The 22,981-nt window shown below is 46.2% G+C and carries 26 protein-coding genes and 1 pseudogene; 16 read left to right on the top strand and 11 right to left on the bottom strand.

What is annotated here, in order from left to right; genetic code table 11:
* Window position 1: 1 nt before the first annotated feature.
* Window positions 2-430, bottom strand: coding sequence for a DUF1259 domain-containing protein (locus ACUYLD_RS10615; RefSeq protein WP_061831282.1), 429 nt, complete (start codon window positions 428-430; stop codon window positions 2-4).
* A gap of 122 nt (window positions 431-552) precedes the next feature.
* Window positions 553-2,091, bottom strand: a complete 1,539-nt coding sequence (gene pdxR, locus ACUYLD_RS10610; RefSeq protein ID WP_446674974.1) for a MocR-like pyridoxine biosynthesis transcription factor PdxR — start codon at window positions 2,089-2,091, stop codon at window positions 553-555.
* Between the two features lie 115 nt (window positions 2,092-2,206).
* Here pdxR and ACUYLD_RS10605 point away from each other — a divergent pair, with 115 nt between their 5' ends.
* The 7 genes from ACUYLD_RS10605 (at window position 2,207) to ACUYLD_RS10575 (ending at window position 7,793) form a co-directional block, all read left to right on the top strand.
* On the top strand, window positions 2,207-2,818 hold the full coding sequence (locus tag ACUYLD_RS10605; RefSeq protein WP_446674973.1) for a pyridoxamine 5'-phosphate oxidase family protein: 612 nt from the start codon (window positions 2,207-2,209) through the stop codon (window positions 2,816-2,818).
* A 200-nt stretch (window positions 2,819-3,018) separates the two neighbouring features.
* Window positions 3,019-3,603 carry a TetR/AcrR family transcriptional regulator gene (locus ACUYLD_RS10600; protein ID WP_043882439.1) on the top strand — a complete coding sequence of 195 codons (585 nt, stop codon included), beginning with the start codon at window positions 3,019-3,021 and terminating at the stop codon, window positions 3,601-3,603.
* 113 nt (window positions 3,604-3,716) lie between these two features.
* A complete protein-coding gene (locus tag ACUYLD_RS10595; protein WP_014599460.1) occupies window positions 3,717-3,818 on the top strand; it encodes a hypothetical protein in 102 nt (33 codons plus the stop codon).
* Window positions 3,819-4,168: 350 nt separating this feature from the next.
* Window positions 4,169-4,624 carry a MerR family transcriptional regulator gene (locus ACUYLD_RS10590; protein ID WP_061831286.1) on the top strand — a complete coding sequence of 152 codons (456 nt, stop codon included), beginning with the start codon at window positions 4,169-4,171 and terminating at the stop codon, window positions 4,622-4,624.
* Window positions 4,625-4,664: 40 nt separating this feature from the next.
* Entirely contained in the window at window positions 4,665-5,876 is a 1,212-nt protein-coding gene (locus ACUYLD_RS10585; protein WP_061831287.1) for an MFS transporter, read from the top strand.
* A gap of 27 nt (window positions 5,877-5,903) precedes the next feature.
* Complete coding sequence (locus ACUYLD_RS10580; RefSeq protein ID WP_023986945.1) at window positions 5,904-6,332, top strand: universal stress protein; 429 nt, start codon at window positions 5,904-5,906, stop codon at window positions 6,330-6,332.
* 42 nt (window positions 6,333-6,374) lie between these two features.
* Complete coding sequence (locus ACUYLD_RS10575) at window positions 6,375-7,793, top strand: aldehyde dehydrogenase family protein (RefSeq protein ID WP_446674972.1); 1,419 nt, start codon at window positions 6,375-6,377, stop codon at window positions 7,791-7,793.
* Between the two features lie 111 nt (window positions 7,794-7,904).
* Here the strand turns inward: ACUYLD_RS10575 and ACUYLD_RS10570 are convergent.
* The 4 genes and pseudogenes from ACUYLD_RS10570 to ACUYLD_RS10555 all read right to left on the bottom strand — a co-directional run bounded on the left by ACUYLD_RS10570 (window position 7,905) and on the right by ACUYLD_RS10555 (window position 10,456).
* Window positions 7,905-8,700, bottom strand: a pseudogene (locus ACUYLD_RS10570) (SDR family oxidoreductase).
* Between the two features lie 84 nt (window positions 8,701-8,784).
* Window positions 8,785-9,072 (bottom strand): DUF1330 domain-containing protein, encoded by a 288-nt coding sequence (locus ACUYLD_RS10565; RefSeq protein WP_165178959.1) that lies wholly within the window; start codon window positions 9,070-9,072, stop codon window positions 8,785-8,787.
* Window positions 9,073-9,105: 33 nt separating this feature from the next.
* Entirely contained in the window at window positions 9,106-9,456 is a 351-nt protein-coding gene (locus tag ACUYLD_RS10560; RefSeq protein WP_446674971.1) for a nuclear transport factor 2 family protein, read from the bottom strand.
* An 88-nt stretch (window positions 9,457-9,544) separates the two neighbouring features.
* A complete protein-coding gene (locus ACUYLD_RS10555; protein ID WP_446674970.1) occupies window positions 9,545-10,456 on the bottom strand; it encodes a helix-turn-helix transcriptional regulator in 912 nt (303 codons plus the stop codon).
* 414 nt (window positions 10,457-10,870) lie between these two features.
* Here ACUYLD_RS10555 and ACUYLD_RS10550 point away from each other — a divergent pair, with 414 nt between their 5' ends.
* On the top strand, window positions 10,871-11,437 hold the full coding sequence (locus tag ACUYLD_RS10550) for an NAD(P)H-dependent oxidoreductase (RefSeq protein WP_446674969.1): 567 nt from the start codon (window positions 10,871-10,873) through the stop codon (window positions 11,435-11,437).
* 177 nt (window positions 11,438-11,614) lie between these two features.
* Here ACUYLD_RS10550 and ACUYLD_RS10545 read toward each other — a convergent pair whose 3' ends face one another.
* The 3 genes from ACUYLD_RS10545 to ACUYLD_RS10535 form a co-directional block, all read right to left on the bottom strand.
* Window positions 11,615-12,010, bottom strand: a complete 396-nt coding sequence (locus ACUYLD_RS10545; RefSeq protein WP_446674968.1) for a hypothetical protein — start codon at window positions 12,008-12,010, stop codon at window positions 11,615-11,617.
* Between the two features lie 203 nt (window positions 12,011-12,213).
* Window positions 12,214-12,720: a hypothetical protein gene (locus ACUYLD_RS10540; protein WP_446674967.1), complete on the bottom strand. Its 507-nt coding sequence runs from the start codon at window positions 12,718-12,720 to the stop codon at window positions 12,214-12,216.
* A 382-nt stretch (window positions 12,721-13,102) separates the two neighbouring features.
* Window positions 13,103-13,567 carry an AbrB/MazE/SpoVT family DNA-binding domain-containing protein gene (locus tag ACUYLD_RS10535; protein ID WP_069291068.1) on the bottom strand — a complete coding sequence of 155 codons (465 nt, stop codon included), beginning with the start codon at window positions 13,565-13,567 and terminating at the stop codon, window positions 13,103-13,105.
* A 353-nt stretch (window positions 13,568-13,920) separates the two neighbouring features.
* Between ACUYLD_RS10535 and ACUYLD_RS10530 the strand changes: the two genes are divergently transcribed.
* Both ACUYLD_RS10530 and ACUYLD_RS10525 read left to right on the top strand, forming a co-directional pair.
* Window positions 13,921-14,292 carry a MerR family transcriptional regulator gene (locus ACUYLD_RS10530; protein WP_069291070.1) on the top strand — a complete coding sequence of 124 codons (372 nt, stop codon included), beginning with the start codon at window positions 13,921-13,923 and terminating at the stop codon, window positions 14,290-14,292.
* A 264-nt stretch (window positions 14,293-14,556) separates the two neighbouring features.
* On the top strand, window positions 14,557-15,321 hold the full coding sequence (locus ACUYLD_RS10525; protein ID WP_446674966.1) for a MerR family transcriptional regulator: 765 nt from the start codon (window positions 14,557-14,559) through the stop codon (window positions 15,319-15,321).
* A gap of 65 nt (window positions 15,322-15,386) precedes the next feature.
* On the opposite strand, the gene ACUYLD_RS10520 is transcribed toward ACUYLD_RS10525, so the two are convergent.
* Window positions 15,387-15,860, bottom strand: coding sequence for a hypothetical protein (locus ACUYLD_RS10520; protein ID WP_069291072.1), 474 nt, complete (start codon window positions 15,858-15,860; stop codon window positions 15,387-15,389).
* Window positions 15,861-15,950: 90 nt separating this feature from the next.
* A complete protein-coding gene (locus ACUYLD_RS10515) occupies window positions 15,951-16,430 on the bottom strand; it encodes a GAF domain-containing protein (protein ID WP_254329068.1) in 480 nt (159 codons plus the stop codon).
* Window positions 16,431-16,769: 339 nt separating this feature from the next.
* Between ACUYLD_RS10515 and ACUYLD_RS10510 the strand changes: the two genes are divergently transcribed.
* The 6 genes from ACUYLD_RS10510 (at window position 16,770) to ACUYLD_RS10485 (ending at window position 22,617) form a co-directional block, all read left to right on the top strand.
* Window positions 16,770-17,063: a hypothetical protein gene (locus tag ACUYLD_RS10510; protein ID WP_061831300.1), complete on the top strand. Its 294-nt coding sequence runs from the start codon at window positions 16,770-16,772 to the stop codon at window positions 17,061-17,063.
* 166 nt (window positions 17,064-17,229) lie between these two features.
* On the top strand, window positions 17,230-17,826 hold the full coding sequence (locus ACUYLD_RS10505; RefSeq protein WP_446674965.1) for a GNAT family N-acetyltransferase: 597 nt from the start codon (window positions 17,230-17,232) through the stop codon (window positions 17,824-17,826).
* Window positions 17,810-18,568, top strand: coding sequence for an energy-coupling factor transporter transmembrane component T family protein (locus ACUYLD_RS10500; protein ID WP_446674964.1), 759 nt, complete (start codon window positions 17,810-17,812; stop codon window positions 18,566-18,568). Before ACUYLD_RS10505 ends, ACUYLD_RS10500 begins: the two co-directional genes overlap by 17 nt.
* A gap of 157 nt (window positions 18,569-18,725) precedes the next feature.
* A complete protein-coding gene (locus tag ACUYLD_RS10495) occupies window positions 18,726-19,313 on the top strand; it encodes an ECF transporter S component (RefSeq protein WP_446674963.1) in 588 nt (195 codons plus the stop codon).
* Window positions 19,314-19,369: 56 nt separating this feature from the next.
* Window positions 19,370-20,929, top strand: coding sequence for an ABC transporter ATP-binding protein (locus ACUYLD_RS10490; protein WP_446674962.1), 1,560 nt, complete (start codon window positions 19,370-19,372; stop codon window positions 20,927-20,929).
* A 173-nt stretch (window positions 20,930-21,102) separates the two neighbouring features.
* Window positions 21,103-22,617, top strand: a complete 1,515-nt coding sequence (locus ACUYLD_RS10485) for an MDR family MFS transporter (protein ID WP_322162793.1) — start codon at window positions 21,103-21,105, stop codon at window positions 22,615-22,617.
* The last annotated feature ends 364 nt before the right edge of the window (window positions 22,618-22,981 follow it).

Raw genomic sequence — 22,981 nt, 5'->3', positions numbered from 1 at the left:
CTTATTTTTTTTTAATAACCGGCCGTACAGGCTTCGTTGTCAAGACATTAAGCGCGTCACGCACTTCAGTGGCGAAAACAAGCGGCTTTTCTACTTTTTCGAAGTGGATGTACCAGAGATTGGGGTTATCGAATAGCCAGTGATTGTGCAGTGCCGTTACTTTGACACCATGTTTACGAAGTCGAGAAATAAATGGATTAATTTCTGCGGTCAAAATCACGGTTTCACCAAGACATAATCCTTTTCCGTTACGGCCAATACTTTCGAAAGAAAAAGCTTGGGGGATTGCAAGAAAGGATCTGGTCTTTTTCCCTAAAATGATCGGCTTGATGTTATTTCTGACTGTAGATGCAGTACAAACTCCGTTAATGATTTGAGGTGTTGCTTTTAATATAGCTGCAAACTGTCTACAAAGCGGACTAATTGCCATTTCTCTCACTCCAATTCTTTTGAATTACTAGCATCATATGAAAAAGTAAGGGAATGGGAAGGGTAAGTCTTCTTTATCATTAGTCTAATTTGCTATATACAAAGTGCGAATGGAGCACCCTTTTAAAGCTTCAGCTTTGCTCCGTGATACTCATGTTTGATACTGTCCCATGCCTGGCGCAGACGGTTAAACCCTTCAATAATTTGTTGCTCCGTTAAATGGGCAAAGATAAAGCAGGCTGATGGAGGTCCCGGTGTCAGTTGATAATCGGCGGCATCACGCCATGTGACTCCGTAAAATCGTGCTGTCTGCATCAAATGATGATACTGGACAGACTCATGCTTCCAGATGGCATAGGCATGTAGTCCGCAATCGTTCTGATGCCAGTGAAACAGTTCACTTAACTGCTGTATTTCACGCTGAAACACGTCGTAGCGTGATCTGTATATTCGAGTCATCCGACGCACATGGCGTACATAGTCGCCGCGCATCATAAAGCGTGCCAGTGCGCGCTGTTCCAAGCGGGCAGGCGGCAGGGGATCATATAGTCGTTTGGCAGCTGTCAGCGCTTGGGCCAATTCAACGGGCAGAATCGCAAATCCGAGTCGAAGGCTGCTGAACATGCTTTTGGAAAAGGAACCGACATAGATCACACATTCCGCGCGATCCAGTGCTTTTAACGGCTCAATGGGTCGTCCTGCCCAGCGGAATTCACTGTCATAATCGTCCTCAATGATCCACGCTCCCTTGGATGCTGCCCATTGCAAAATGTGTTGACGGCGTGCTAATGGCAACACAGCACCCGTTGGAAACTGACGTCCCGGCGTAACAAACAGCAATTTTGAATCCCAATCCTGTGGGACAATTCCATGTTGATCCATTTCAGCAGCATGTATCTGTCCGCCTGAGGCAGTAACTGCACGATAGATGCCGGAATAACAGGGATTCTCCAATACAATTCGATCTTGTTCATGAATAAGCAACTGACTTAATAACGTGATCACTTCCATGGAACCACTGCATAATACGACTTGATCCGGGGTAGCCGTTATTCCGCGTGTTCTGCCAACATGATGGCAAATCGCTTCGCGCAGCCATTCATCACCGTTCACGGGTGCAGTCGTCGTATCAGCCGAGGGCCTTTGCAGATCTTTTCCAGCGGCAGTCATTGCGCTTTTCCATGCGATCTGTGAATTGCCCTCCAATACAACTTCTCCTGCCTGGAAAGAAATCAAAGGCGGTTGCGCACTGTCTCTATCTGTAGCAGAAGCAGGAGACGACTGTAAGTTTCGTTCCCTTTCGATCTGCATGATTCGTTGTCCCCATGCTGATAGAGCAGGGGCTTTTTGTTTTGCGACAGGTGAATTTTGGTTCTGCTCTCTGATTAGAGATTTGTCGGGCAGCGTCGCTGTCTGTTCCATAACAAAGGTTCCTCTGCCTACTGTCGAATCTACATATCCTTCTGCCAACAGCATATCGTATGCTTCTTTAACGCTCCCTCGCGAAATTCCATACATCACAGCCAGATCACGAGTGGAAGGCAGACGCGTACCACTGGCAAGGGAACCATTGAGGATTCCCTCACGAAGAGCATGATACAATGCCAAATATTTTAAATGATACTTTTGAAGCGCACGCTGATAAGCAATTGTAATATCCATACTCTTCTCCTTCGATTGGACCACTCATTTTCGTTCATATTGGATCTTTTTATGAATCCATTTTCAACATAATCTGAAATGTATCATTGGTCAATAGATGGAAGGAGAGTTCCCTGTGAGAAGAAAAGAATTTACGGTGGCAGAACAAGAGGAAATAGAGCAGTTTCTGAGCGAGGTCAGTTTCGGATTTTTAGGCATGAACAGCGAGGATGGTTTTCCGCGTGTGGTTCCCTTGAATTTCGCTTATGGAAACGGCGTTTTTTATATTCATGGCAGCCGTGCTGGAGAAAAGATGGAACGGATGAAAGAGGATAATCGGGTTACTTTTTCAGCCGCCAAAGAATATGCGCTCATTCCGTCTTATTTTACGGATGAACATATGGCATGTCCTGCGACATCATTTTTTAAAAGTATTACCGTGCGTGGTCATGCGGAGCATGTAGTGGATTTGGAAGAAAAAGCATCGGCCTTTTCTATTTTTATGAGTAAGCTGCAACCGGAAGGCGGGTATGACACGATTGATGCCAGCGATTCTCGGTATGCTTCACGCTTGAAAGGGGTCGCTCTGATCAAAATTGTACCAGAGGAATGGACTGCCAAGTTTAAATTCGGTCAAAATGTCAAGGATCAGGAACGTCAGCAAATTATCGACGGCTTGCGACAACGGGGGCTAGATGATGATCTGACAACGATTGAGATGATGCGCAAATATTGTCCTCATCACTGAGCGTAATAAATTCCTGCTCGCTCACCATCCAATTGGTTAATTATACCTTGTAGGGAGATGCCCTTGATTTTCCAAAACTTTCAGTCCTTCTGTATTAGGACTTTTGAAGGACAGGTATATTTCATCCTCAAGCCCGTTGTTCTTACTGCAAAGGAACTTTATAATACGATAGATTTGTGGCGTAAGGGGGCAAGACCGTGATGAGAGCAGGAGTCAGAAGTCGGGAAAGTCGAAGGTTGTTACTGGAAGCGGGGGCTGAAGAGTTCGCTCAGACGGGGTTTTATCAGACTAAGGTAAGTTCGATCGCGGCACGTGCAGGATTGACGCAGCCGGATTTTTATATTCATTTTGAAAGCAAGGAACAAATGTATGAGGAGCTTGTGGAGAGCTTTCGTACTTTGGTGAATGATACGGTACAAAGCATGAAGATTGGCCCAGACCTAAGCGAGGCTGAAATTTTGAGACGGGGACAAGTGTTTCTGGAAGCTATTTTTCGCGTGTTGTCTAACAATCCGGCGATCACTCGTGTCGGATTTTACCAGGCGGCAGACTCGGTGCGCATTAAGGCGGAAATGGCCGAGCATATTAAAAAGCATCTGCTGGCGGCGCAACGATGGGGCTCCTGCCGTGAGGAACTGGACCCTGAACTGACAGCAGAATGCGTGATCGGCTTGATTGAACGGCTGACGTTAACTAAATTGCTACCTGGACGTGAAAGTCCGTCTGTGCTTGCCAAGCAGGCACGAAACCTCCTGTATCACGGTATGCTCGGGTCCGAAGAATAACAGGACTATACAATCCCAACCTAGATTTAGGCGGCAGGCGCGGCATTTGTCCCTATCATGAATGATGGCATAAGCATAAGATGCTCTTGTAAACCATGAAGGGAGGAATCACCATGTCTGGAGTAGGCGCTGGTTATGGAGCTTTTACATCTACAGGAGCGATTCTGGTACTTTTCATTCTGCTCGTTATTATTTCCAAAGCATTCGTCATCTAATTCGTAGCTCATGAATCTGATTTCGGGCGATTTGTTGTAATCGACAGAGGGAGGAGGAACTTAAGATGGGTGAAGTAGAAAGAGGTTGCGGTGGTGGTGGCTACAACATGTTTACTTCCACTGGTGTTATTCTGGTACTCTTCATTTTGTTGGTTATCATCACACGTACCATTTTCATCTAAAGCGATATTCATGGGCTTGAGCACCGATGCTCGGGTCTATGACCGTGCAAGCCAAACTAGGAACCGTCTCTAATAGAGGCGGTTTCTTTTTTATATAAAAGTTTACGTTGACGTTAACGTTATAGAGGCGTAGTATTTATATATAATCTTTTTCATAAGGTGGGTGTCATGGTTACGTATAAAATTGATGAGGTCGCCAAGCAAAGTGGTCTGACGAAGCGAACCATTCGTTATTATGAGGAAATCGGCTTATTGCCCTCTCCGCAGCGCAGTGAAGGGAATATGCGTCTGTATACGCAGGAGGATGTGGATTTACTAAAAAAAATAGTGAGTGCCAAGGAAGTACTTGGATTCTCCTTGCAAGAGCTTCAGCGTTACATGTCCGCAGCGGAAATGCTCAAAGGTCAGCGGGAGGAATATCGCGAGCGAACAGAGCATTTGCAACCAAACGAACGACGGGCCATGTTGGAGGATATGGAAGGTACACTGAACGAACAGTTGGAATTAATGGAGGGAAAAATCAACAGCATCCGTATGCTCCAGACTGAGCTGGAGGAGTTGCGGGTTAGGGTTCGTGAACGCAAGGTTCTTCTGGATGAGGAACTCAATCACGACCCGTCATAATAAGAACATTTACATTCAGATGTGGAGGTAACATCATAATATGAGTTCACAACATGCATTACCTGAAGAGTTAAAAGAACGCTCAGGCTTGCTGTCTCAACCGAAAGCGGTATGGGCAGTCGCCTTTGCTTGTGTTATTTCATTTATGGGTCTGGGATTGGTCGATCCGATTCTTCCGGCCATTGCTGATCAGCTTCATGCTACGAAAAGCCAAGTGTCATTGCTGTTCACCAGCTACAATCTGGTAACAGGCGTTGCGATGCTGATTACGGGCGTTGTATCTAGTCGATTGGGTGTCAAATGGACACTACTAACCGGGATTTTGTTTATTATTGTGTTTGCCGGACTGGGCGGCACAGCCAATACAGTTGGCGGAATTGTGGGCTACCGGGCAGGCTGGGGTTTGGGGAACGCTTTGTTTATCGCAACAGCGTTGTCTGCGATTGTAGGTCTGTCCACTTCTGGAACAGCTAAAGCAATTATTTTGTATGAAGCGGCATTGGGCCTTGGGATTTCAGTGGGTCCGTTGCTGGGCGGTGAGTTAGGTTCCATTTCCTGGCGCGGTCCGTTTTTCGGTGTAGCCGGACTGATGGTAGTGGGATTTTTGTTCATTACGTTTATGCTGCCTTCGATTCCAAAGCCCAAAAAACGCGGTTCCATAGCCGATCCATTCAAAGCGCTCAGTTATCCGGCTTTGCTCACGCTCGGTATTGTAGCGTTGTTATATAACTTTGGATTTTTTACGTTGATGGCGTATTCTCCATATGTAATGAATCTGGACGAGCATGGTTTAGGTTATGTGTTTTTTGGCTGGGGAATTATGCTGGCCTTTACCTCGGTGTTTGTAGCACCGAAGATTCAAGCACGCTTGAGCGTGGTATCTTCCATTAGTATCATGCTGACGCTGTTTGCCATTGATTTAGGTGTTATGGCGATTGGGACGATAGCTGGTTCGCCAACGACTGTCATTGTCGCCGTCATTGTAGCTGGTATTTTTCTGGGAATTAACAATACATTGATTACAACTGCTGTTATGCAGGCTGCTCCAGTGGAGCGTTCGACAGCATCTGCGGCCTACAGCTTCATGCGGTTTTTGGGCGGGGCAATTTCGCCGTGGCTTGCAGGGAAGCTGTCAGAGTGGTACTCAGCAGAAACCCCGTTTTATTTTGGAGCATTGATGGTACTGATTGGTGTAGCTGTGCTGATCGTACGTCGTCGACATATGCAGGATATTCAGGTGGATGCACACTAAGATCGAACTTCTGAGGAGGAAAAGAGTATGAGCGAATACAAACATATTCTGGTCGCGATTGATGGTTCGGAACATGCTATGAATGCGTTGCAGACAGCCAAAACGTTGTCTAAGCAGCTTCAGGGGAATCCACATCTGACTGTATTGCATGTAAACCCGGCTTTATCCATGAATGAGCCGCCGGTTGGGGTTGATGTGGATGAGCGGATCGAAGAGGAAGGTCGTCATATCTTAGAACCTGCATCCGACTATTTGAAGGACGAGGGTATTTCTTACCGTATGCTGGCGGGTCACGGTGATCCGGCCAGTGTCATTTGCGAAAGTGCAAAGCAGGAAAAGACGGATTTGATCATTATGGGGACGCGGGGCAAAGGACTTGTTTCCGAAATGATACTGGGTAGCGTGAGCCATCAGGTGATTCAGCATGCACCTTGTCCGGTGTTGACGGTAAAATAGATGGTAAAAGGAACGTTGATATCAAGAGAAGGAGGGAAAAGCATGCAGCAGCATTTATTTATTGGTGGAGAATGGAAAGCTGCTTCATCGTACACGACGTTGAAATCACCGTATTCCGGGGAAATCATTGCTGAGGTGGCAGAGGCCACGTCAGAGGATGCCAAGGCTGCTATTCAAGCGGCCTCTGATGCACGCTCGGAGATGCGGGCCATGCCAGCGCACCAGCGGTCAGCCATTTTGGAGAAGCTGGCTAACCTGCTGGAAGAGCGGCGTGAGGATGCAGCGCGCATCATTTCACGTGAAGCGTCCAAACCATGGAAGGCTGCGCTGGCGGAGGTTGATCGGACGGTGCAAACCTACAAGTTCGCAGCTGAAGAAGCCAAACGGATTCACGGGGAAACCATTCCGCTGGATGCCGCACCGGGCGGCGAGGGTCGTATGGCCTACACGCTCAAAGAACCAGTAGGGGTAGTCGGAGCTATTACACCATTTAACTTCCCGATGAACCTGGTTGCTCATAAAGTGGGTCCCGCGCTGGCAGCAGGCAATACGGTCGTATTGAAGCCTGCGGAGCAGACGCCGTTGTCGGCTTACTTGATTGCGGAGCTGCTGGAGCAGGCTGGATTGCCTGCGGGCGCTCTTAACGTGATCAGCGGCGATGGTAAAACCATTGGCGACGTACTTGTCACTGATCCGCGCGTCAGCTATATCACTTTTACCGGTAGCCCAGCGGTCGGTACAGAAATTCGCTCTAAGGCTGGCTTGAAGCGGGTCACGCTGGAGCTGGGTTCCAACGCGGCCGTTATTATCGACCGTGATACGGATGTGGACGCGGTCATCGACCGCTGTGTGAGTGGAGCTTTTGCCAATCAGGGACAGGTGTGCATATCGGTTCAGCGTATTTACGTTGTTGATGAACTGTATGATACCTTTGTATCCCGATTTATAGAAGCGACTCAACGTTTAAAAATTGGAGATCCGCTAGAGCCGGACACGGATGTATCCGCGCTTATTTCAGCCAAGGATGTCGAACGTGTCCGTGAGTGGCTGGAAGAAGCGGTTCAAGCAGGTGCGAGGATCGCTCTGGGTGGCCAAGCCAAGGGAGGTATTTTGGAGCCGACGGTTTTGCTTAATGTGGACCCGACTTCCAAGGTGTCCTGTCGTGAAGTGTTTGCCCCGCTTGTGCTGATTCATTCTGTTAGCTCTATAGATGAAGCCGTAAACCATGTGAATAATTCGATTTATGGCCTGCAGGCGGGAATTTACACGCGTGATATCACGACCGCGCTGGATGCAGCGGACAAGCTTGAGGTGGGCGGCGTGATGATCAATGACATTCCAAGCTTCCGTGTTGACCATATGCCGTATGGTGGTGTGAAGCAAAGCGGCACTGGACGAGAAGGCGTAAAGTATGCCATGGAAGAAATGCTGGAAACAAAGCTGGTCGTTATTAAACGGTAGTAGTTATATAAAAGCCTATCTGATGGACATAGATATACGTTTTGCGTATGTCTGCTCATTAGATGGGCTTTTTTTCCACCTTTTGCGCGATTGTCAGATGAAAATAAAGTGTTAGACCGTTGGAACTGTTCCACCGTCAATATTATATTCACTTCCTGTAATTGAAGCGGCCCGGTCGGATACCAGAAAAGCAACAAGCTCAGCGACTTCTTCTGGTAGTCCTGGACGACCAATTGGAATTCCTCCCAACGAGTCCATCAGTTGCTTTAATGCACTTTCTCGGTCACCTGTCGTTTCAGCAATCCGATCAATCAAACTTTGTGCTGCCTTCGTTTCGATAAAGCCTGGCGCAACTGTATTAATACGAATGCCTTGAGGCGAAAACTGCTTGGATAACCCTTTGCTGTAAGTAGTTAAAGCTGGCTTTGGCTGCAGCATAAGCCAATGTTGCATCATATAGCGGCAAGCGACGTTGAATAGATGAAATATGAATAATAACACCGGAACCCTTTTCCACCATAGCCGGCAGCAGTCCACGGTCTAAACGGACGGCAGCAAACAGATTGGCGTTAAAAGTTTGCTGCCAATGCTCGTCTGTCAAGATAAGAGCTCCCCCGGATGGGGCTGACGAGCCTCCAACATTGTTGACAAGAATATCTACACCGCCTAGGCGCTCAAGAACACTGTTTACTACTTTATCTACACCTTCAGGCGTACTAATATCGGCTGGAATAAACAGGTCTGGATTTTCTAAATTAACTGGAGTAGTTCGAGCCGTAGTTATTACGGTAGCACCTGCAGCTGTAAGTCTCTTAGCAATAGCCTCTCCCATTCCTTTGGTACCGCCTGTGACCAAGGCCCTTTTGCCTTTAAACTCACTTAAAATGCTTTCTAATTGAAAACTCATGCGAATAATTCCTCCTAAATTCTACAATGTGGTTGAGAAATACCTCTAGGTATCTCCACTTCGAGTTCACTTGTCTTGCGAACCTTACAAACTATCGACAATGACACCCCGGTACCGCCCTCCGCGCAGTCGATGCTTTAGGGCTTTTTGATAGGCTGGACTAAAGTACCAAGCTTGTGCTTCCTCAAAAGTGGGGAATTCCAAGATGGCCAGCCCTTCAATAGCGGGTCCTTCGAGGACTTGGTATGCGCCATACATTGCTAGGGGGTTGACGGAATGTCCCGCCAAACCTGCCGGTGCCAACTCAGAATAGAGTTGGAGTTCAGTTTGATCGGTACTCTGTTCACGTATAAAAACAACATAAGCGGGCATATTCGTTGTCCCTTTCTTATTTTTTTAATTCCTTTATGGAAGTGTAATAATCAGTTCTTTAATTTTATTGTTGTTTACTAGAAATTGATGTTTAAGTAGGAGTGGATCGGGAAGATTTGATTTATCAAAGTCTCCGTCTACTTTCGCAATTACGACGATGGTATTATTACTGTCATCCATATCCACGATCTCAAAGGTGACATTCGGCCTCAATATTTCTGCTTCACACCATGATTTTATGGCTTCCATACCTTTGATTTCGCGATGATTATCCAAGATCAACGCATCTTTATCGAAAGCGGAAGTAAGTACTTCAAGCTGGGATTTGTTCGCTGATGTAAAATAAGTTTCTACTGCCGGTGGCAGGATTCTATGTGGATTCATTGATCCTTCAACCTCCTATGGTGAGTATGTTGTGAGCGATAACTTCAAACTCATCATAGCAGTAATAATATGACTACATGGTGTCATATTATAGAGGATCATTTAAATTTCTTTTCATCGTTTCTAAATGAGACAATATTCTTGTACGTACTTGTTCGGGGCTAACCTCTATAAGGAGGGGACCAAAGGACAGCAGATAACTGTCCAGCCAATTGCCTACAGGAAATTGTGCTGTGACGGTATAAGAGCCGTCTTCCTTCTGAGTAATTGTTTTCTCGGCAAATTCATCGTATACGCGGTAAGCTCCTTGAGCAGAAATGTGAAGAGTTACTTCAATGGTATGAAGCAAGTCGTTCATCTTTGTATCTGTAGATGCTACGACTGTTCTTGGCTCATAACTAGTTTCGGTAACTGCAATCTCTTTCATTCGGCTAATCTTAAATACACGATGACTTTCGGTATTTAAACAGTAACCTTCCACATACCAGGATTTATCTTTAAACAAGAGCTTGGCAGGTTCGACGCTACGATAACTCTGTTCCCCGGCGACGTTATAATAGCGGAACTTTATAACACGGTTTGTGATTATTGCGTTGCGTATAAGAGTGAATAGCTGTCTCTGGCTGTTTTGGCTTCCCCATGGCGAAAAATCTACTTCGATCCAGTTTCCCATGTCTTTTTTAAAAAGCCTACTCAACTTGTTTAGCACTTCTTCTACCTGTGGGATGGTAGCTGTAGCCACACTCTGAAGGGCCATTAAGATATCATCTTGTTCCTGCTCGGACAGTAAAGAGGTGTTAAAGACATAACCCTCCATCAATGATATTCCGCCACCCTTGCCTCTACTGCTATAGATGGGAATCCCAGCTGCGCTTAAGGCATCTATGTCCCGATAAATCGTTCGTGTGGAAACCTCAAAATGCTCTGCCAATTCATCAGCAGTCACTTTTTTCTTATGGAGTAACATATAAACGATTTCAAAATGTCTGCTTAACGGCATACGCTTCACCTCTCTCGGTAGCATACACCTTATAACATGACATTATAAAGTCATATTAAGTGATTGCTCTACATCACACCCTAATGGGCATCAACTGGGGGACTTTATTTTCTTTGAACAGCGATAATAACACTGCCTTGGGATCAGATCTTTAAATAATCTTTTTGACAAGTTGAACAAAAAGCACTTGCAAAGTAAAAAGGAATAAACTATACTGAGGCCAATCATTGGTAATTGATCAATCACTAACTGAATTAACAAGCAACGGAGGTGATATTCATGAGCAGGATACCGCTCAAGTTTACTGAACGTATCTTTATCGGAACTATGGATTGAGCATATTCAGTTAATTGAAGGAGTACGAAGTTAAGTAATTGATCAATCACTTATTTTAAAGTAAATGGAGGAGAGAACATGAAGCATCTTATTATTTACGCACATCCATCCGAGGGAAGCTTTAATCATGCAATTTTGACCACAGCAGTCGAGGGGCTGAAGCAAAAAGGACATGATGTGGTTGTTCGTGATCTATATGCAATCAACTTTCAACCTGTGATTAGCAGCAGCGAGGTCATTGAAGGAATCGGAGAAGATGTTGTACGGGAACAGGAATTTTTGCAATGGGCAGAGGTAATCACCCTTATTTATCCGATTTGGTGGACTGGGATGCCAGCCATTATGAAAGGGTATATAGACCGCGTATTCTCTTACGGATTTGCTTATAAATATGTAAATGGAGTGCAGATGGGATTACTCAAGGGTAAGAAAGCCATTATCCTCAATACACAAGGAAAATCACATGCGGAATATGCCAGCAATGGTATGGATCAAGCCCTTCGCTTGACGTCTGACAAAGGCATATTTGAATATTGTGGACTTGATATCATGTACCATCTATTTTTCGAGTCGGTACCTCAATCTGATGAAGATACGCGTAAGAAGTGGCTTCGCCAGATTGCAGACATGGCCAGCAAAGCCTAATATTTATGTTCAGAGCCAGAGGATTAAGCATTAGGGGAATCGAAGTAGCCAGTGGCTAACCCAAAAGGCATCGCGTGCATTTGCAGGCGACGCCCTTTGGGTTGGTCCAATATTGAATGTGTTCCAAGCGACACTCGCTCATGGCAAGCATCAATTTGCCATACTAAGGGTTAGGCATTAGTTTTTCCGATTTTTCCGATTGACGCTACGAGATCCACTGGAAGGCCACTGTGACCCACCACCTTGACCACCGCTTTGACCATGAGGAGGCCACCATTGTGAGCCACCACCCTGATGACCGCCGCCTTGATTATGAGGAGGCCACCACTGTGAGCCACCACCCTGATGACCGCCACCTTGATTATGAGGAGGCCAATGCGATCCACCGCCTTGACCGCCGCCCTGACCACCGCTTTGTCCTGCAATAGATGGCATACTTGGATAAGGACCTTGTGCCTGACTGATTTGAGTAACATCAATATAAGACTGTGTCTCATTAGGATATAGCACTAACATTGATTTATTAGTGGGATCTACGCTTTTTACGAAAGCAACGATCTGTTGACCATTCACAGTAAATATTCCCCATAGATTAACAAAATTACTCACTTCAGTAGTGGTTGCAAAATGTGGTTGTAACGACCCCATCGAACGATGAGAAACAAGGTATATATCTCTCCTTTAGATTGAATTTTGTGACATCATATGTGCAAACGCACTGATTGGAATGGGCAATGTTGCTATAAATCGAGATAAATGCATCTTAGAGAATTTAATTAATCAATTGAAACAATTTGCCATGCGCCATCTTTATCTTTTTCAAAGTAAAAGGTATATCGTATATCGGGTGAATATCCTTCTTCATTATTCAGCCGTTCCCCTACAACGGGTATCAATGTCCGATTATTTTCTTTTATAGCTTCAGCAATACCAGTAAACTTCACCGGATGATCGAAGAGGTAATCGTGACCTGTTCCAACGTCTGGACCGAGCGTAGCATGGAATTGTTCCAAATCTTTTGACACGAAGGCAGCTATTGTTGCTTTGAGTTTTGTTATCATGGCATCTTCAATTAGAGGATCTTTAACATCATTCCATTTGATCTCGTCTAAGCTTTGCAGGCCGGCTGATTGATCTATTCCTTCTTTTACTACTGTTTCTGAGATTGTTGGTACTGTTTCATTGGTAGATGTATCCGTTGTTTTCTGCTCTCCACAACCAGCAAACACACTTACACTTACGGAAAGTAGAAGAATAGAAATAGTTTGAGCAGGTTTGTTCATATTAGATTCACACATCCTTTCTCTTTCTATAACGAATACTATTTTTTATGAGGAGGAGATGTAATGAAATTACGAAAAGCTGACGAAATGGAAAAGCGTGGGGTGGTTTACCATAGAAAAATGAATAAATAAATGAAATGACCTTCTCAGATTAAAGAAGGTCATTTTTTAATTCAGGAATCATTATTAAATGTAGCACGCCTTCTGCTTATAGGCGTTATCGCTTGCAAGTCATGAAGTGGTTCTTTATACCTAGTGTGGAATTTTCGCATGGACGTTCATGCGTTTTGTCGGTTAGCTATGATGCTGCGTATCACGGTTCAAAAGTAGCTGCACATGATGAAATCTCTGGTGTATATCTATGTAGGGTATCAAGCTGTAGTTAGAGCATTTTTTTGAGCTGGGATATACGGGCTTGGGAAACCTCAAGTATTTTGGCATATTCGTGCTGTGCTGCATTGGGGTGTTTTTGCATTAATTCTTTTAGACTTTCGATCATTTGTTGTGTCGATCGCCGCAGACGTTTGGACTCTTTATTAGATCGTTGTGAGTTGGATAAAGCTGATTTGGATGGTCTTAAGATAGGGCTAAAATTTATCCCCTTCTTTAAACTTTCAATACATTCCCCGCAAATAAAGCTGTCTCTAAAATAAGTTAACTGTTCTGTTGAACCACACATTTTACACGTCACCCCAGTGTACTTTCGAAAGGCGAGAATACCAGTTTCCTCATCTGCAAAAATCTCAACAGGATCACCCACATTATAATCCATGGAAATTCGCATTTCTTTGGGAATAACGATGCGGCCTAACGCATCTAGGGGACGTGTCATACCTGTACTTTTCAAATGATAACCTCCTTTTTTTATATCCTTATAATACTAAATAGTTATGATAAAAAAGAATAGGCTTAGAGAAGCAATCGCATATATTTAGTAAACTGTTGAAAAGTATACAAGTAATTACCAAAATATGTTTTATTATTGAGAGAAACGTATTGAGGAGATTATAAAGAATTTCCGATATATATTCATAAAGAATATTCTAGGTGGTAATGAAATTTTTAGTAACACGGGATAAGGAACTGTGAATTACACTATTATAGGGAACTACTTAATTTTGCACTCTTTACTATGAAAACTTATACTTATCGTTAAAGCTGACTTGAAGAGAAAATAAAAGAACGAGGAGGGGAATAACTATGTACTCCATTAAAGAAGTTCAAATGAAGAGCGGATTGCCCGCATCTACTCTTCGTTACTATGAAAAAGAAGGCATATTACCTGATGTGGGTCGGGATGAAGGTGGAAGAAGGGTATATACCGAAAAACAAATCGATTGGATTAGGTTCCTTATGGCTATGAAAGATACAGGGATGACCATTGAAGAAATTAAGGCATACCTTGAGCTAAATGTAAAAGGAGAAGCCACAATCCAAGAGAGAAGAGACTTCCTTGTAGCCCACAAAAAGAAAGTAGAGGAACATGTGGCACAAACGCAGCACAATTTGGAGAAAATTATTCAAAAGATAGCTTTTTATGATCATGTGGTTATGGGGAAAAGCCTCTCTTAGGTATCGTATGATCTGTAAATAGTGGTAAAGTCAAATCGAATATATGGAGCCCCCGGCATATTTGAGAATACGTGCTGGAGGGCTTTTTTGCATAGATTTCTAAAGATGCAGATTCTAGGTCGTAAGTATGGAAAATGGTTGGCAAATGGGCGGTTCACAACGCGCTTACAGGGTAAAAGTGTAGTACCAAGGTGGGCAAGTGGGGGGCGTTGACTCTCACGCCACGTGAGACTGTAGACTGTCAAGCAAGGGAGGTGAAGCGGAATGGCTTATACGGTGAAGGAAGTATCTAATCTGTCGGGAATCAGCGTACGAACATTGCATTATTATGATGAAATCGGATTGCTGAAACCGCATCATATTGGAAATAATGGATATCGCTATTACGAACAGGAACAACTGTTGAGGCTTCAGCAAATCATGATGTACAGGGAACTGGATTTGCCTTTATCTGAAATTGGAAATGTGCTGGAGCAAACCAAGGAACAAAAGGCCGAGGTTTTGCAGGAGCATCGAGCCAAGGTCGAGGCCAAAGTCTTCCGCTTGCATACTCTCCTACAGACCATCGACGAAACGGTGGCTCATTTGAAAGGGGAACAAGCAATGAAACCAGAGCACATGTACCAAGGATTTAATCGGGAAAAGCAGGAAATGTATGAACGTGATTTAACAGACCGTTATGGTCAAGAGGCTGAGGAAACAATTCAGGAGAGCAAGACGGTGACGAAGAACTGGAGCAAAGAGGATTATTTGGATTCGCAGGCAGAGGCTGACCAGATTCATCGGCGGCTGGCAGAAGCCATGAATAAAGGATTGAAGCATAACAGTGAAGAGGTACAGGCGCTAATCCGCCGTCATCTTCAATGGGTAAGCCGATTCTATACCCCTACAGCAGAAATTTATAGCGGGCTGGGAGACTTGTATGTAGAGCATGAGGATTTCAATAAAATGTATGAAGGCTATCGCCCCGGACTGGCTGAGTATTTGCGAGACGGGATGAAGGTTCTAGCCGAACGGGAATTAAATTAACAAAGGGGTGAACAACAAGCCGATTCCGATGGCCTGCTGTTCACCCTTTTTGTGTGTAAAGCAGCTTACATGCTGCTTTGTGCTGTTCTCATGCCTTGCTGACTGCTGTTTCCGTAATGTTGCATGCCACTGCTTGCGAAATGTTGTCCAGTCGTTCCCATATGTTGCGGAAAGCTGTTATTCATGTGGCTACCTGTATTAAAGGAGGTTGGTTGCATACTGCGGGAAGCAAAGCTATCGCCAAATCCAGGCTGAGTCATTTGGTTGCTGGAACGGATGGAGTTTTCCAACTGACTACACAGTTGAATCACTTGCTGGTATTGCTGCATAGCCTGTTGGTGATGCTGAATTGCAGTTTGGATCATTTGAGCTGCGCTTCGTTCACGTTGCACCAGGCTTTCAAGACTGGATGCATTTTGTTGTTCCTGTTGCAGCAACTGCTGATACATCGCAGTTCCTTGCTGTGTTTGTTGTACCAATTGTTGCATGATTTGTTCACATTGATGAAGTTGTTGTTGTGGAGCCATGTTGTTGTACATGAATCATCAATCTCCTTCGCCGGATAGTTTTGGGTTTCAGACCCTCCTATATTGTGGCGAAGGAAGACGATATATATGCGCTATTTTTGGTTATAGGCTGGCTACCAGAATAGCCGTAAATTCCTCTAGGAATACACGATCTTCGTGATCAAAGCGGCCTTTTAGTGGGCTGTCAATGTCCAGCACTCCAATCAGTTCCCCATTCTTGACAAGGGGAATAACGATTTCACTATTGGAAGCAGCGTCACAGGCAATATGTCCTGGAAACGCATGTACATCATCTATAACAAGCGTCCGTTGTTCTGCGGCTGCGGTACCGCATACGCCACGTCCTAATGGAATCCGTATACATGCAGGTAAGCCCTGGAAAGGACCAAGTACAAGCTCATTGCCGTCATAAAGATAGAAACCGCTCCAATTAATATCAGGAAGGAAATGACCAAGTAATGCTGAAGCATTTGCCAGATTGGCAATGGTATTGGATTCATCATGAATAAGTGCCCGGAGTTGCCCGAGAACCGATTCGAATTGTTCATGACGTGTGCCTTCGTAAGGAATAGCTTGAAACATGTAGGGTTCACGCTCCTAACATTAAATTTTTACATTAAGTGTTGTATATATCGTAAAAAATAGGTAATTATCCAATTCGCTTTTACCATTGGTTAATTAATTCAAGATATAACGATTGTATATATTCAGTCAAGTGGAAAATCACTCTGTAACCTTTTCGTACTCTCCGTACTCTACCCTCTATACAGAATCATTTTGGGAAGGGAAAGCTATACGTTTTAGCGGGGCAAACAATATAGAAAGCAATTCAGCGAGGGTTGTCCTCATCTGTTTCCAGCTTATCCTCTATGGGTAAAAACAGTGTAACATGGTGGCCTAGGCCAGGGAGGAGTTACAATTATGCATGCAGATGTTCAGAACTTGTTTATCCGTATACAGATGCTTTCTTATGCACATCAGAACGATCTCACGGTAAGAGATATTCAACCTGTGTTGGAAGAGCGCGGTTACCGTGTAGGAGAACGTGAGGTCAAGCAGGAGCTTGAAAACCTGACGCAGGAAAACTTTCTGACACCGCATGATGATATGTTCAGCATTACCGGCGCAGGGATCGATGAATTACAGGAAATTCAGTCGATGCTGGGCGTACTGTACAAGGATGTTGTGAAGAAACCGACTCGCACCACAGTTTAATCTCTTATAATATAGAAGATGCCCTTCTAATTCCTAATCCTAGGAACAGGAGGGCTATTTATATATATAAGCTTTGCAGCTTTAAATAAGGTTGTGTTTGTTGAAGGTGTATGCTTAAATGTAGCGTATATTTATCGTCATTTTAATGCTGGAAGGATGATTGAACATGTGTGCATATGCATGTAAGGGGCATATACCACTGCTGGAAAGTGCGCGTCTTCGGCTGCGAAGGATGGAAAGCAGGGATGCGGCTACTATGTTCGCTTGCTGGTCTGACCCGGAGGTTCACCGTTATATGAACCTTTCTGGTATGTCAGGACGTGAGGACGCAGAGGATATGATTGAGCTGTTGAATGAGCTGGCGAAGACGGAGGATGCGCTGCGCTGGGGAATAGAGCTGAAGGAGAACGAGAAGTTGATTGGAAGCTGTGGTTTTAATTATTGGCAGACGGAGGGAGCTTATAAAGCCGAGATTGGTTATGAAATAGCCAAGCCTTATTGGCGACAGGGTTACATGACCGAGGCGCTACGCTTGGTGCTGTCATTCGGGTATAACACGATTCGGTTGAATCGGATCGAAGCGCTGGTGGACCCGCGCAATACAGGCTCGCAAGCCCTGCTTTCCTCGATGTCCTGGACACAGGAAGGACTGTTGCGGCAGGTACAGCATACATCTACAGGTTTTAAGGATATGCTGATGTATTCTTTACTGCATGAAGAATGGCTCAGACTGGAGGCACAACGAAATGCTGTTTCAGTATAACGGCGGTTCGTCGCCGCTGCACAGGTTAGGGCCGTTAAGTAAGCTAATATGGGTGGGATGTTTTAGCCTCCTGTCGATGGCTTGGGATTCGACGCTGCGGGAAGCAGCACTCTTGGCTGTACTGATTGCTGTGGCTGGCTTGGGCGCACGTTTGCCCTTAGCACGCCAACTTCGGGCTATGTCGTTCCTGATTGGTTTAGGTATTCCGTATTTTATATTGTCTATCCTAGCGATTCGAGAAGGACATACCGTGGCTGCATGGGGACCTATTGTCATTACAGCAGAGGGGCTGGACATCGCAGGGGCGTTAACGTTGCGGATTTTTGTGTTGTTTTTGGCATCTTATATCTATCTCTCGACGACCGATCCCCGAGATTTTGTGCAGGCATTGAATCTGCGCTTGCGTGTTCCTTATCGGTTTGCGTTCGGTATTTCGGTGGCACTGACGTTTCTCCCCTTATTGGAAGAAGAAGGGAGAACAATTATGGCAGCACGGCGTGTTCGTGGACAGGAACCACCACGAGGGTGGAGCAATCGGTTATCATGGTGGAGCGGGTATGCGGCTGCCGTGTTGGTGAATGCTGTAAGACGGGTTCAGCAGACGGCGCTGGCTATGGAGGGCAAAGGTTTCGGTGCTTATGCAGAACGGACATATCTTCGTACACTGAACAATGGGCGTTTAGGCAACTTATGTGCGGTGACTGCTGTATTAGCTACGGCTGCTTTATGGTGGAGCTTATAAAGTGAAGCCTCTTATTTTTGATCTTATTGTCAACCTGTTAAATATAATTGGGTTGACAATAAGGCCGCAGATGAATACATTTATACAGTAACAGCTTGTACAAGGAACAGAGCTGTAATCTTATAGATTAGATAGGGAGAGGAGTCAAGAAATACATATGAAGGAATCTCGTATGTTTGCAAAGTTTACAACGCTGGATATCGTACTCATGGCGATGCTGGCCACGTTGAACGGCGTCATGACCGTGTATTTGTCGCTCATTAACAAAACATTAAACAGTCTGGGAGGGCCTATCGCTACTTCCTCTATTGTCGGGCTGTACATGATATACGGCTTGTTGGCTTATTATATTATTCGTAAGCCGGGTACGGCGGTTATTGCTTATGCATTTGGCGCGGTGGTGCAATCCTTTATGGGCTCTGCCTATGGAATTGCTTCTATTATCGCGGCGGCTGTCTGCTATATGATTGCGGCTGAGTTGGTATTTGCCTTGTTGCGGTATCGACGCTGGAACGCAGTTTCGCTGATGCTAGTGGGTGGGGCTATGGTTCCGCTGTGGTTTATTGTCGCAGCCAATATGTTTGGCTATATGCATTGGGGCTGGAAGGTGCTGACGATTGCACTGGTCGTTCGTATCCTGAGCGGCATTGTCCTGTGCGGTCTGCTGACGAAAGTGTTGGGTGATGCTTTAAATCGTACGGGACTGTTAAAACGTTTTGAACTGGGACGCACTTCACGTGCATAGCCGTGGCTATACATGTGGTTATATCTTCAACAATGGGGATCGAGGATATTTCAGTTATGAATGAACATAACGATTATAACTCTAGCAGTAAAATAGCCGTATCCTTGAAGAATTTTGGCTATCGGTATGATGACCAGGTGGAGCCAGCTTTACATGGTCTGACACTGGACATTGCGGTGGGCGAACATGTAGCCATTGTCGGAGCCAGTGGAAGTGGAAAGTCTACGCTATGTCAGCTACTTCATGGCGGGTTGTCCCGTTCCGGTGAAGGCGAACGGACGGGGGAGCTGACCGTGTACGGGATGGACCCCGATACCGCTGATTTGGCTACTGTCGCCACCACTGTCGGCGTCGTGCTTCAGGACCCGGATGCCCAGCTGGTGCAGGGAATCGTCGAAGACGAGATTGCTTTTGGGCCGGAGAACCTGCGCGTGCCTCCGGCAGAAATAGCGCAGCGCATTGCTGCTGCGCTGGAGGCCGTCGGCCTAGCTCCCGAGCGCGACTCCTTCGTGCGGCGCCTCTCGGGAGGCCAGCGCCAACGCACCGCGATTGCAGCGGTACTGGCGTTGGAAGCGCCGCTGGTCGTGTTCGACGACGCAGCTGCGCAGTTGGACCCGCCGGCTGTACGCGACTTCGCCCTGCTATGTCGGCGGCTCCATGCCGAAGGCCGGACGGTAGTTACCGCGTCCGGCCGCATAGACGATGGCGCGCGGGCAGCACAGCGCGTCATTGTCTTGAAGGGCGGGACTGTGCAGATGCAGGGTCCGCCCGAAACGCTGCTGCGCGAACATGGTGCGCAGCTGGCCGCCTTGGGGCTGCTCCCCTCTTCCGCAGGGAGGGGAGACATGCCGCGTGAGCCGGGGGTGAATCCCGGCTCAGCAGCGGACCGCGCTGGGCAGCCGTTGTTGGAGGTGAAGGGATTGACCTTCACCTATCCTGGCAGCCAGCGGGCAGCGCTAAAGGGCGTGAGCCTAGCTCTTGCGCCCGGTGAACGAGCCGTGCTGCTGGGTGAGAACGGCTCGGGTAAAACCACACTCGGCAAGCTGCTCATGGGTCTACTCCCAGCACCGAAGGGGTGCATGCGGTGGGAGGGGCAGGATATGGCGAAGCTGCCCATTCACCGACTGGCTGCCGGGATTGGTTATGTGTTCCAGCAACCAGAGCATCAGTTTGCAGCTGCAACGGTGTGGGAGGAGTGCTTGTACAGCGTGCGCGCCAAGCTTGGTTTACGGACCGGGGAGCCGGTTCCCGCCGCATATGTGGAACGGGCGCAGCGCTTACTGGCTTCCGCCAGGCTGGAGCACAGACTGGATGCCTCCCCGTACCTGCTAAGTGGAGGCGAAAAAAGGCTCTTGAGCGTTGCGGCACAGTTCATCTTGCCCAAAAAGCTATACATTTTGGATGAGCCTACCGCAGGAACGGATTACGAAGGAGCGAATATTCTGCTCCGTATGTGCACAGAGCAGTCTGCCGAAGGTGCGGCTTTTCTGGTCATCACCCACGATATGCAGGTAGCTGAAAGCTTTGCCAGCGATGTTCTGTGCATGGAAGAGGGTCATCTCTATAAAATGGAAAATAGTGAGATTTATCATACGATTATAGTTGACAAAAATTAACGATATGTAGACAATAATATATATACATCGTACAAAACAGGCGGCCTATATAGGCCGCCTGTTTACGATTATGCGGTGCGGGTAATAATCCATTCTGGAAAGGCAAACCGCACAGATACAACACAGTTTTTATAAGGGAAGGATTTGTGATTTGCTTGGGAAACGATAAACCCATGAAGCGCGGACTCGTGCTGACAGGTGTTCTATTGGCCACTTTTCTGGCCGCAATTGAAGGAACGGTTATCGGTCCAGCGGGACCGACGATTGTTAGCGAGCTGGGTAGCGTGAATTTGCTCAGTTGGATTTTCACGGCATATTTGCTGACGATGGCTGTGACCACGCCCATTTTCGGCAAGCTTAGCGATTTGTTTGGCCGAAAGCCCATTTTTTTAATCGGCTGTTCGTTGTTTGTACTTGGCTCGTTGCTTTGTATGATGGCTGGTAGTATGGAGCAGCTTATTATCTACCGGGCTATACAAGGGATTGGTGCGGGTGGTGTCATTCCCGTTACCTTTACCATCATCGGTGATATATACAAAATGGAGGAACGCGGCAAAGTCCAAGGCATGATCAGCTCCGTATGGGGAATTTCTTCCCTGATCGGGCCTCTCTTGGGCGGTTATGTGGTTACCTATTTTGGCTGGGAGTGGATTTTCGGCTTTAACGTCCCCTTTGGATTGCTGGCTATGTTCTTCATCGCCCGTTACTTGCGTGAACAGGTAAGCAAGCGTACCGCACGTATTGACGTGCCGGGAGCGGTTACCTTTACCATCGGGATGACGGCCCTCTTGCTCGTATTGGCACTGGGTGGGCAGTATATCGGCTGGGCTTCTCCTGAATTGCTGGCCTTGGCTGCCGTAGCCATTTTGTTCCTGATTCTGTTTTTGGTTATTGAAAAACGCGCTCAGGAACCGATGGTGCCACTAAAGCTATTTCGGATACGGGATATTGCTTTTTCCTGTGCCGCAGCCCTGTTAGTCAGCACTCTATTGATCGGACTGACTAGCTATCTTCCACTATGGATTCAAGGTATACACGGTGGAGATGCCGCTTCATCTGGTCTCGCCTTGGCTCCAATGTCCGTAGGTTGGCTATTTGGCTCCATGATCGGAGGACGCATTTTGTTGACGCTGGGCTCGCGTCGAACCTCTTTGATCGGGCTGACCCTGATTGTATTGGGTGCCTTCGTCATGACCTTGATGGGCCAAACGGCTCCGATCTGGCTGCTGTTCCTGTCTACATTGTTGTATGGACTGGGATTCGGCTTCTCGATAACTGTGTTCACGATTATTGCCCAGTCCTCGGTCGGGTTCCAGCTGCGTGGCGCCTCTACAGCTTTGAATACATTCCTGCGCACGTTGGGGCAAACGATTGGGGTTGCAGCCTTCGGTTCATGGCTGAACTATCGCATCGCTGCCCAGACAGCCGATGGACAGCTAACTCAGCAAGGGGTTACGCAGGAGGATATTAATGGTCTGCTGGCCCCGCATGCTTCACAAAGTCTAAGTGACAAGGTTGCCGGATTACTTCGTTCTGTACTGGAAAACAGTCTGCATTCCCTGTTCGTTATCATGGTCGTTATTGCAGTTATTAGCTGGTTTGTCGTCCTCGGACTGCGGAACCGTCCGCCGGGTACGGAAGAAGAGGCAGATCAGCGCGTAAAGACACCACAAAGAGAACACGCATAAAAAATAATATAAATCTTTCATGATAAAGAGACAGTCCGGTACACCAAATAAGGGTCCGGGCTGTCTCTTTATGCAATGGTCTCTCCCCCTACTGATCAGCAAAATAGCCACCTCGTATAGGACCGATAAATTCCCCGGTATACAAAAAGGAGATAAAAACACCCTAGAGTTGTTATATATTCATAGGGTATAGGTAACAAAATGGTAAAAAAGTCTTAAGAAATTGTAACAAAAAATATGTTTCTGAATTGAGCTGTAGGGTACTAAGGAACCATTTTTTTGAACCCGCTTACAAATCGGGCTTTGTATGATTTATTTTAGGACGATTTTGCATGTGAATGAAGCAACCAACCTAGCAAAATGG

This window comes from Paenibacillus sp. SER-28 (assembly GCF_052906305.1).
This window is presented reverse-complemented; position numbering and strand designations above follow the sequence as displayed.